This is a genomic window from uncultured Muribaculum sp. (assembly GCF_910583865.1).
Taxonomy (GTDB): domain Bacteria; phylum Bacteroidota; class Bacteroidia; order Bacteroidales; family Muribaculaceae; genus Muribaculum.
In genome coordinates, this window is record NZ_CAJTYX010000004.1 from 79,743 (window position 1) to 90,026 (window position 10,284).

General features: G+C 52.1%; 8 protein-coding genes. 1 reads left to right on the forward strand and 7 read right to left on the reverse strand.

Translation table 11 applies throughout. From position 1 onward, the window contains the following. Nucleotides 1-70: 70 nt before the first annotated feature. Nucleotides 71-1,645 (reverse strand): sulfatase, encoded by a 1,575-nt coding sequence (locus QZ303_RS01890; protein WP_295728323.1) that lies wholly within the window; start codon nucleotides 1,643-1,645, stop codon nucleotides 71-73. 104 nt (nucleotides 1,646-1,749) lie between these two features. Here QZ303_RS01890 and QZ303_RS01895 point away from each other — a divergent pair, with 104 nt between their 5' ends. Continuing rightward, nucleotides 1,750-2,382 (forward strand): hypothetical protein, encoded by a 633-nt coding sequence (locus QZ303_RS01895; protein ID WP_295728324.1) that lies wholly within the window; start codon nucleotides 1,750-1,752, stop codon nucleotides 2,380-2,382. A gap of 27 nt (nucleotides 2,383-2,409) precedes the next feature. Here QZ303_RS01895 and radA read toward each other — a convergent pair whose 3' ends face one another. The 6 genes from radA to QZ303_RS01925 all read right to left on the reverse strand — a co-directional run bounded on the left by radA (nucleotide 2,410) and on the right by QZ303_RS01925 (nucleotide 10,137). Beyond that, nucleotides 2,410-3,777, reverse strand: coding sequence for a DNA repair protein RadA (gene radA, locus QZ303_RS01900; protein ID WP_295728326.1), 1,368 nt, complete (start codon nucleotides 3,775-3,777; stop codon nucleotides 2,410-2,412). Nucleotides 3,778-3,790: 13 nt separating this feature from the next. Then, entirely contained in the window at nucleotides 3,791-4,555 is a 765-nt protein-coding gene (locus tag QZ303_RS01905) for an RNA methyltransferase (protein WP_295728328.1), read from the reverse strand. Nucleotides 4,556-4,648: 93 nt separating this feature from the next. After that, nucleotides 4,649-5,932, reverse strand: a complete 1,284-nt coding sequence (locus tag QZ303_RS01910) for a tetratricopeptide repeat protein (RefSeq protein WP_295728330.1) — start codon at nucleotides 5,930-5,932, stop codon at nucleotides 4,649-4,651. 219 nt (nucleotides 5,933-6,151) lie between these two features. Then, the gene (locus QZ303_RS01915) at nucleotides 6,152-6,751 is read right to left on the reverse strand and encodes a LuxR C-terminal-related transcriptional regulator (protein ID WP_295728331.1); all 600 of its coding nucleotides are present in this window, start codon (nucleotides 6,749-6,751) and stop codon (nucleotides 6,152-6,154) included. Beyond that, nucleotides 6,748-7,443 carry a hemerythrin domain-containing protein gene (locus QZ303_RS01920; protein WP_295728332.1) on the reverse strand — a complete coding sequence of 232 codons (696 nt, stop codon included), beginning with the start codon at nucleotides 7,441-7,443 and terminating at the stop codon, nucleotides 6,748-6,750. The genes QZ303_RS01915 and QZ303_RS01920 overlap by 4 nt, the downstream gene beginning before the upstream one ends. A gap of 66 nt (nucleotides 7,444-7,509) precedes the next feature. Next, nucleotides 7,510-10,137 (reverse strand): valine--tRNA ligase, encoded by a 2,628-nt coding sequence (locus QZ303_RS01925; protein ID WP_295728334.1) that lies wholly within the window; start codon nucleotides 10,135-10,137, stop codon nucleotides 7,510-7,512. Nucleotides 10,138-10,284 lie beyond the last annotated feature (147 nt).

Sequence of the window (10,284 nt, forward strand, 5' to 3'; positions counted from 1 at the left end):
TTGTAATCACATATCGGGCCTTACAAGTGATTCTTGTAAGGCCCGATATGTGATTATTTTCTGTTGTCAATCAATCTCCGGCAGCCGTTCTGGCGATAGGCGCGCTCATTGGAGAGGCGTAGCTCTTGGCATAGTGTTGATGCAGTTTTTTCTTGAGACTTTTTACGACGGATGCGTAGGCCGGGTCGTTGGCCACGTTGTGGCGCTCTTCCGGATCCTTGTCGTAGTCGTAAAGTTCGTAGGCAATCACCTTGGATTCGTCAAATGGCATGTAGGTCTTGAATCCTTTCGTCCATTCCACAAGTCGGTAGCGAGAGTCGCGCAACGCGTATCCTGTGATGTCGTTTTCAAGTTCCTTGGCTTTTCCCTTGAGGTCGGTGTCGGTGGATATGGTGTAGTTTTCCGTACATGAGCGCGAGAATTGGCTTATGGCATAATCCTTGGTCTTTGATTTGGGATTCTTGAGTATGGGTACGAGGCTTTTTCCATCGAGCTGCTGAGGTTCGGGTGTCTTTGTCAGTTCGCACACAGTAGGGAATATGTCGAGGAATTCTACCACGGAATTGGATTTTGTGCCTTCCTTCATGCCCGGGGCGCATACGATCAGCGGCACACGTGTGGACTGTTCAAAGTCGGAGAGTTTGTTCCAGAGTCCATGGTCGCCCAGATGGTAGCCGTGGTCGCCGAAGAGGATTACCACGGTGTTGTCGGCGAGGCCTTCTTCTTCAAGGGCATCAAGCACCTTTCCTACCTGTGCGTCGGTATAGGAGATGCAGGCATAGTATGCATGGAGCAGGCGTTTCTGTGTATATGTGTCGAGGTGTCGTGTATCGATGAAGCTCTCGAAGGGTGGGATGTCGGAGTAGCCTTTCAGCTCAAGGGAGTTATGGTAGGCATACTCGACGGGGTCGGATGACATGTCCTGGAATTCGGCCACCGGCATCGACTCGCGGTCGTACATGTCCCAATATTTTTTCGGGGCGCAGAACGGGAGATGGGGTTTCTTGAATCCGACACCGAGGAAAAATGGTTTGTCGCTGTCTTTCAGTCGTCCGAGTGCCTTCACTGCTTCTTCGGCGATGATGCCGTCGACATAGCCGTTGTCAGGCACGTCGGCGCACTCCGTGGCGACGCGCCCGTTGGCAAGCGCATACGGCGAGCCGGCGGTTTTTATATATGGCAGGCTCCACGATATCGGATCATCCTTTACCGTTTTATCTTTAAGAGGATGGTACACCTTTCCGACACCGACGGTTTCATAGCCGTTCTCTTTGAGGGCCTGCGGCATGGTCACGATATCGGGATTGTTTTTCCGGAATGAACCCATAAGCCACCACACGCCGGTATGGTCCGGATTGAGTCCGGTGAGCAGTGAGGAGCGCGTAGGACCGCTGAGTGACACCTGGCAGTAGGCATTGTTGAATGTCGTTGCGCGCGAGGCCAAAGCATCCATTGCCGGAGTGCGGGCGATTGAGTCACCGTAAGGCCCGATCCAAGGCTTCATGTCATCTATGGCTATGAGGAGTATGTTGGGCCGGTTGTCGGTCTTTTTCATGTCGGTGGAGGCGGCGAATGCAATGGATGGCAATAATGCCATGGTATTTATTCCATAAAGAAGCCGGTTGATATTCTTCATGTGATTCATGATCGGGAGCTAATTTTTTTTGAATTAAATGACGCTTTTTACTAAATTTGCACAAAGATACGTTTTTTCTTCATAACACAATATTATTAGCTGTAAATTTTATCATGACGAAATTTAAATCGGTCATTTCGACATTAGGGCTGCTGTGCATGGCATCGGTTTCTGCACAAACTATCGACACCCGGGCGCTTGCGGAATTCTCGCCTGCGGTCGTGCGTCAGGCTTTTGACGTATGCCGTTATGTGAAACTCTCTGAGGCTCAACAAGTGAAGCTTGCAAAAGCTATCGAGAAAGAAAATGAGTTTTTCATGAGGACAGTCGGTGAGAATGATGGTGTGCTTACCGTTAAAGGGCGTAACCGTCTTGCGGGAATGCGCGAAAACACGCTTTCGTCTCTGCTCGATGAAAATCAGCTGCGTCAATACTGGCGTGGCGTCTATAATGCGGATGCTATGGCTGAAGGAGCAGCTATAGCCGACAAGCTGCAAAAGAAGTATGGCCTGACCGACCAGAACTGGAAGTTCATAAATGTCGCGTTTTATAAAATCGCCCTTGATACCCGCATGCTTAAGAAAGTCATGGCTGATCAGCCCAAGAAAGCGTCTAAGATGATTGCCGACCTGCGTGAGGAGCAGTTGAAGTGCATCGAGGAGAAAGGTGGCATACGTGTGAATCCGGATGACATGACTATCACCCGAGTGCGCGATTTTGAGCCTGAGGCATTGCGCAAACAATAGGCGTACCAGGTACAACGCGTATCGCAGTCAGGCGAAAAGGGCGCGGAATGCTTCTTCGACCTTGGCTACTTCTGTGATCTGTATCTTCAGTCTGGATGTATCGAAGCCTTTGATGTTGTGGCGTGGCACTATTATGTTGCTGAATCCAAGTTTTTCGGCTTCGAGTATACGCTGTTCTATGCGTGTGATCGGACGGATCTCCCCGGTAAGGCCTATTTCTCCCGACATGCATACGTCGCGAGGTATCGGCATGTCGACATTGGATGATAGTATGGCGCAAATTACGCTGAGGTCGAGCGCCGGATCATTGACCTTCAGGCCTCCGGCTATGTTGAGAAACACGTCTTTCTGTGCAAGCTTGAATCCGACGCGCTTTTCGAGCACAGCCAGCAGCATGTTCATGCGCTTTGCGTCGAAGCCTGTCACTGACCGTTGGGGCGTGCCGTAGGCCGCCGTCGACACGAGCGCCTGCGTTTCAATCAGGAATGGGCGTATCCCTTCAAGTGTCACGCCTATCGCCGTTCCCGACAGTACGCCTTCACCCGACTGCGACAACAGCAGTTCAGACGGGTTGGTGACTTCGCGTAAACCTCGCTGTACCATCTCGTAGATGCCCAGTTCGGAGGTGGAGCCGAAACGGTTCTTGATGGAGCGCAGTATGCGATACATATAATGTCGGTCGCCTTCGAATTGCAGGACGGCATCGACGATATGCTCCAGCACCTTCGGCCCGGCGATGGATCCCTCTTTGTTGATATGTCCTATAAGAATCACGGGTGTGCCGGTCGATTTGGCGTAGCGGAGCAGTTGCGCGGCGCATTCGCGCACTTGGCTCACGCTTCCTGCCGATGACTCTATGGTGTCGGATGCTATGGTCTGGATTGAGTCGACCACCATTATTTCCGGATTGAGCGATTCGGCATGTCCGAGAATGTTTTCAAGCGATGTGTCGCACACTATGTAGCAGTTGTCGCTGAGGCGTCCTATGCGGTCGGCGCGCATCTTAAGCTGGCTTGTGCTCTCTTCTCCGCTTACATAGAGGATGCGTTTTCCGCGTATCGACAGGATGTTCTGGAGTACAAGGGTTGATTTTCCTATTCCAGGTTCACCTCCGATAAGCACTATCGATCCTGCGACGAGGCCTCCGCCAAGCACCCGGTTAAGCTCTTCGCTCGGCATATGTATGCGGCTCTCGCTCACGGTTTCAACCTGCGATATCGGACGCGGTTCGTTAGCGTGCGTACGGTCGAATGTCGATTTCTTCGAACTTCCGGAAGGCAGTTTCTCCTCGACCATAGTGTTCCACTCTCCGCAGCCTGGACATCGCCCTGTCCATTTGGGCGATTCCGTGCCGCAATTGCTGCAAAACCATGCTGTTTTCTGTTGCTTTGCCATATTGATACGGGTGCTATTTCAGGAGTTGCCGACGGAATTCGCTGAGGGTTATGGCTGTGGCCATGCCAACATTGAGCGATTCGCTCGTGGCGTCGCCCGGAGGGTATGACGGGATGAGGATGCGTCGGCTGACATACGCGGCCACTTCGGGAGATATGCCGTGCCCCTCGTTGCCCATGACTATCATTGCCTTGACCGGCAATGTTTCAGAATAGATATTGTTGCCGTCAAGAAATGTGCCGTAGACGGGAAGTCCCGGATGGGACTCTATGAACTCCGGCAGGGCTGTGTAGAAGCATCTTACTCTGGCTATGGCGCCCATTGTCGATTGGACGACCTTCGGACTCCATACGTCCACGGTGTCGGGGGAACATACAATCTGTCTGATTCCGTACCAGTCGGCAATACGGACAATCGTGCCGAGATTACCCGGATCCTGCACACAGTCAAGCAGCAAGGTGAGACCGTTGTTTACGATATCGTCATCAAGGCTTGTATGGGGTATGTGATATATGGCCACTGCTTCAGGAGGAGTGGACAGATGGCTCATACGTTGTAGGTCCGAAAGTTTCACAGCTACAGGTGTGACATGTCGGGGAAGTGAGTGACCATGACGGTCGATCCATTCGGCTGTGGCGCACAGGCGTTGTACGCTGAAATGGTTCAACGTATCGAGTACGCATTTAGTACCCTCGGCCATAAACAGGCCGGTTTCGCGGCGTGTGCGTGCGCGGTCGAGATCCGCGTATGTCTTTCGGTCGTTGTTTGTAAGCTGCATCTGTGTGAGAGTATGTGTTTGCTTCCGTATGTGGTAAAAAACAAAGGAGGCGGTATGAGCCACCCCCTTTGTGCTATATCGGTTTATAGTTGGTTACATAGACTCGATACGCTTGAGGTTTTCCTCGTCCTCAAGGCTGTAGTATATGCTTCGGAGCAGACGACGCGCTTCCTGCTCGGTGGAGTCGTTCTTAAGAGCGTTTTCCAGATAAGGGATAGCTTGGTGCAGAAGAGGATCTACTTGATCCTTGCGGATTTTGGCATATTCTGAGTTGGGGAGTGTAGAGGATGCCTCATCGATTTTTGCACCCTGGGCGTAGATCACACGACCCATGTCGAGCTGTCCTTTGGGGAAGGTGGAATCGATGGAAACGGCCTTGGTCAGGTATTCCTGGGCTTTGTCGAGATCGCCTTGGCTCTGATAGAGGATGCCGAGCACGTCGTAAAGTTCGGCGTTGTTGGGTGATACTGCGATAGCTTTCTCAAGAAGTGCCTTGGCTTCATCGTATTTGCGGTTGTTGATCTTGTCGTTGATGATGATGTTGAGATACTTGACGGTAGTGTCGCCGCAAGCCTTGTTGCCGAGATCGGCATAGTAGACGACTTTGCTGTTGGCTTTGGCCTGCTCCACGCTGTCGGTTTGGGCTGTTGCCTTCTGGGCGGCTACTGAAATTGCGTATTCATAGATATCGCTCTTATTGTATCCTTTGCTCAGGGCTTGATCGAATGCAGAAAGGGCTGCGTCGAGCTTCTCTGCCTGCCATGCTGCTAGAGCCTGGAAGTAGGAGATTTCAGCTACTACGCTGTCAGGTAGTGCGGCAGGGGCATCGGCACCAAGCATCTTGTTGGACGGGAGGTTAAGATATATGTCCCATGCACGGTATGCGCCGTCGAAGTCCTTGGCATCCCAAAGGTATTGTCCTGCCGACACATAGTCCTGATGGTGTGCGGCAATCTTTTTTACCATGTCCTTCGAATATTTTGTCTTGATTTTCTTGCTTCCATCCTTGTTAAGCTTGGGAGCACCTGTTTTCTTGTCGACTTCTACCACAGAGTCCATGGGAAGGGCCTTGATGAAGTAGTCGTAACCGAGCAGAAGGTCATTGCCCATGGTCTTTCCGTCGGCATTCTGGCCTACGGCCTTCTTGCCTAACAGGTTGTCGTAGTCACCGTATTCGATGGTCCCTGCAACGTACCATGTTTGCACGTCGTTGGCCGTTTCAGGATTGGTGAGTGCCGGTTTCAGCATTTTGCGCGCTTCCTCGAAATTGGCGTTGAATCCTTTAGCCTTTCCTTCCACCTCTTTTACAAGGCTTTTCTGGGCCGACGCTGAAAGTGCGGCAACAAGGCACAGACCTAAGATGCTTAATTTTCTCATATTGAATGAAGTATGGTTATTGGTTGATTTTATTATGATTACATATGCCATATGTCGCATTTGCTCCAACGCGATGGAAACAATGCGGCTACGTCATAATCTGACATGCAAATATAGCTGTTAAATGCGTAAGCGCAAAATTAATGAAAGTTAATTTAACCATACGTATCGATGTGCCTCTTGTGTATGGCTGCGTTGTGTATGGTGCGTTTAGACCGATTATACCGGAAGGCTGGTGCTTATCTCGTCGAGGCGCACGAGTTTGCTTACGATGGCGTAGATGGTGAGTCCGGCGGCTGAATGTATCTGGAGTTTGGCGGTGATATTGCGGCGGTGGGTCATGACCGTGTTGACAGAGACATTCATTTCCGATGCGATTTCCTTATTGCTCATGCCTTTGACAATCCCTATCACGACTTCTTTCTCTCTTTGGCTCAAAGCTTTTGTTTCGTCGGTCTCATCGGTCTCGGCATTGATTTTGGTTATTATGTCCGTGAGTATGGCGGGATGGTCGTAGATGGAAAATGTATAGTCGAACGCGCGTATCACTTCCTGTGGGAGCAGACATGCCGATATGGCCACGAATATGGTGGCCGGAGGGAGGAGGTCGCGTAATGTCGTCACCTGGGCCGGACCGGCGGCGACAGGGTCGATCATGAGTATGCGGCATGGTGCCGAACGCAAATCCTTTTCGATATTCGATGTGTCGATCGTGCGTATGTCGCCTATCGGCAATGACTTCGCGCGCTGTAGCATGCATGTAAGGCCCGAGGCGATTACCTGCGATTGGGTTATTATGGCAATGCTCAGTGGTTTCATTTTGTGGGGGAGGTGGGGTGCAGTTCTTTGAGCGCGATCAACGGAATGAGTATGTTGTTTTCGATGTCGGCGTGGCTTTCCATGTCCTCTTCGGCATTGTACAGGTCGACGAGCACATCGTACATCTTGTTTGGCTGGCTGGTAACGTAGAAGCGCAGGATGATGTTTTTAAGTTCGGTGAGTTTCTCTCCGATCTCATCGTGATGGCGCTTGAACACGTTGATATTGTAAGCTGACGGTTTGCCTGCTACAAGCGCGCGTATGTAGGGGAACACTTTCTCTTCCTCGTAAGCGAAATGCTTATTTACTTCCTGTAGATAAGAGTCGAAAAAGGCGATTATTGCAGGGTTTATGTCATTATGGCTCTCTTCGAGTGCCGACATCAGGTTCATGCGTATGTGCGGGAACTTGTATTTCAGGAAGTAGTCGTGGCTGTTATGCAGGAAATCGACGATAGCCGTAGGTGATATGGATGGAAGCCGGTCGGTATCTATCTTGCCGTTGAGAATGAAGTTGACGATAAAGAGAAACACTTCGGTATCGATGCCGTTTTCGGAACATACGTTGTCGATACGTTTGTTCTGGAAGCCTAGTGGTATGTTGAAACGGCTTAATATCGGCAGGATATTATAGTCGTGGCGTATGAGGTCGACCACGGTCTCGGAGCCGTTGAATGTCTTTGCGATCTTCATTCCGTAGGGATATATATGGCGTGGGCATGCGTCATGTCATGACGCATGACCACGCCGTGAAAAATACTATTTCGAAAGTGCCGAAATCGAGGCCTTGATAGCCGCGATCTTTTCGGTGGCGTCGCTTTGCTTGCGGCGTTCGAGTTCGACCACTGAGGCCGGTGCGTTGTTGACAAACCGCTCGTTGGAGAGCTTTTTGTTGACCGAGGCAAGGAATCCCTCATAGTGGGTGAGTTCCTTGTTGAGGCGTTCAAGCTCGGCGTCGATGTCGATGGCTCCGCTGAGGGGTACGTTGAACTCTGTCGTGTCGACCATGAACGAGGCGGCAGCCGGATCCTTTTCTGTGACCGACGTGATGCCGTCGAGGTTTGCGAGCTTCACGATAACGCTGTCGAGGGCCGGATTCCATTCGCCGACAACATTCAGGGGGAGTGCCTCGCGTGGTGACATGTTCTTGGAGGCGCGCACTCCTCGCACGCCGTTGATCACGCTCTTGGCGCGTTCCATCGCGGAGAGCATCGCCGCATCGGCTTCGTGTGCCTGGGGCATGGGGGCATACATGATCGACTCTCCGTCGCGTCTCTCGGCCAGATGCTGCCACAGCTCTTCAGTGATAAATGGCATGAAGGGATGGAGCATGCGCAGCAGGTTGTCGAAATATCCGAGTGTGGCCGCATATGTCGCGCCGTCGATAGGACTGCCGTAGGCCGGTTTGACCATTTCGAGGTACCAAGAGGAGAATTCGTCCCAGAAGAGGCGGTAGACGGCCATAAGCGCTTCGGAGATGCGGAACTTAGAGAAGAGGTCGTCGACCTCGGCCACGGTGGCGTCGAGCCGTGCCTCGAACCATTCGATGGCCTTGCGGGCGCTTTCGGGCTGTTCGAGTCCATCGGATACTTCCCATCCCTTGACGAGGCGGAAGGCGTTCCATATCTTGTTGCAGAAATTGCGTCCCTGTTCGCAGAGCTTGTCATCGAAAAGTATGTCGTTGCCTGCTGGAGCCGAGAGCATCATGCCCATGCGGACGCCATCGGCGCCGTAGGTCTTGATGAGTTCGAGCGGGTCGGGTGAGTTGCCGAGCTGCTTCGACATCTTGCGTCCGAGGTTGTCGCGCACGATGCCGGTGAAGTATACGTTGCGGAACGGCATCTTTCCGGCGAATTCATATCCGGCCATGATCATTCGGGCTACCCAGAAGAAAATGATGTCAGGGCCGGTCACGAGGTCGGCGGTGGGGTAGTAGTATTTGAATTCCTCGTTGTCGGGGTCGAGTATGCCGTTGAAAAGCGTGATAGGCCATAACCAGGAGGAGAACCATGTGTCGAGGCAATCCTCATCCTGGCGCAGGTAGGCGAGGGTGAGCGACGAGTCACCGGTACGGCTCATCGCCTCTTTCAGGGCCTCTTCCGGGGTCTCGGCTACCACGAACGAGCCGTCGGGGAGATAATATGCGGGCACACGGTGTCCCCACCATAGCTGGCGTGAGATACACCAGTCCTTGATACCTTCCATCCAATGGTTGTAGGTATTCTTGAACTTTTCGGGTATGAAGCGAATGTCATCGTCCATCACTGCGGCGTGGGCGGGTTTCGCAAGCTCGCCCATCTTTACAAACCATTGGTCGGACAGGCGCGGTTCGGTGGCGGTGTCGGGGTTGCGCTCCGAGTAGCCGACCTTGTTCTCGTAGTCCTCGATCTTTTCGATGAGTCCTGCGGCTTGGAGGTCAAGGGCTATCTGTCGGCGTACGTCGAAACGATCCATGCCGACATACATTCCTGCGGCCTCGCTTATGGTGCCGTTTTTGTTGAATATGTCTATGGTCTCAAGATTGTGTTTCTGCCCGAGCATGTTGTCGTTCATGTCGTGGGCCGGGGTGACCTTGAGGCAGCCTGTTCCGAACTCGATATCCACGTAGTCATCCTCTATTACCGGAATCTCACGGTTGACGAGTGGCACAATCACCCGCTTGCCGCGAAGATGCTGGTTCTTGGGGTCGTTGGGGTTGATGCACATGGCTGTGTCGCCCATGATTGTCTCGGGGCGTGTGGTGGCCACGATTGCATATCCGTCCTCGCCCGCGATCTTATAGCGGAGATAATATAGCTTGCTGTGCTCTTCGCGGTAGACCACTTCGGCATCGCTCAGGGCGGTGCATGCCTTCGGGTCCCAGTTGACCATACGCTTGCCGCGATAGATCAGACCTTTGCGGTAAAGGTCTACAAATACACGGATGACGCTTTTGGAGCGCAGTTCGTCCATGGTGAATGCGGTGCGGCTCCAGTCGCATGATGCGCCGAGTTTCTTCAGCTGCTCAAGGATTATGCCGCCATGTTTTTCTTTCCAGGCCCATGCGTGTTTGAGGAATTCTTCGCGGGTCAGGTCGGTCTTTTTGATACCTTCTTTTGCGAGTTTCGCCACGACTTTTGCCTCGGTGGCTATCGAGGCGTGGTCGGTTCCGGGCACCCAGAGGGCGTTTTTACCCTCCATGCGGGCACGGCGAGTGAGAATGTCCTGTATGGTGTTGTTGAGCATATGGCCCATGTGGAGGATGCCGGTCACGTTTGGCGGGGGGATTACTATGGTGTAAGGCTCGCGACCGTCAGGCTTGGAGCCGAACAGATTGTGCTCCATCCAGTAGGCATACCATTTGTCCTCTACTTCAGCAGGACTGTAGTTTTTGGCTAACTCGTTCATAGTTATATTGTTGTCTGTCTTGTTGGCGTTCTGTCGTTTAATTTGCAAATTTACTAAGAATCTTCGATTCCGCCAACTTCACTGTTGCACTATCACACGGCTGACGCATCTTAATTTTATACAACATCAAAACTTTTTAAAGCATAG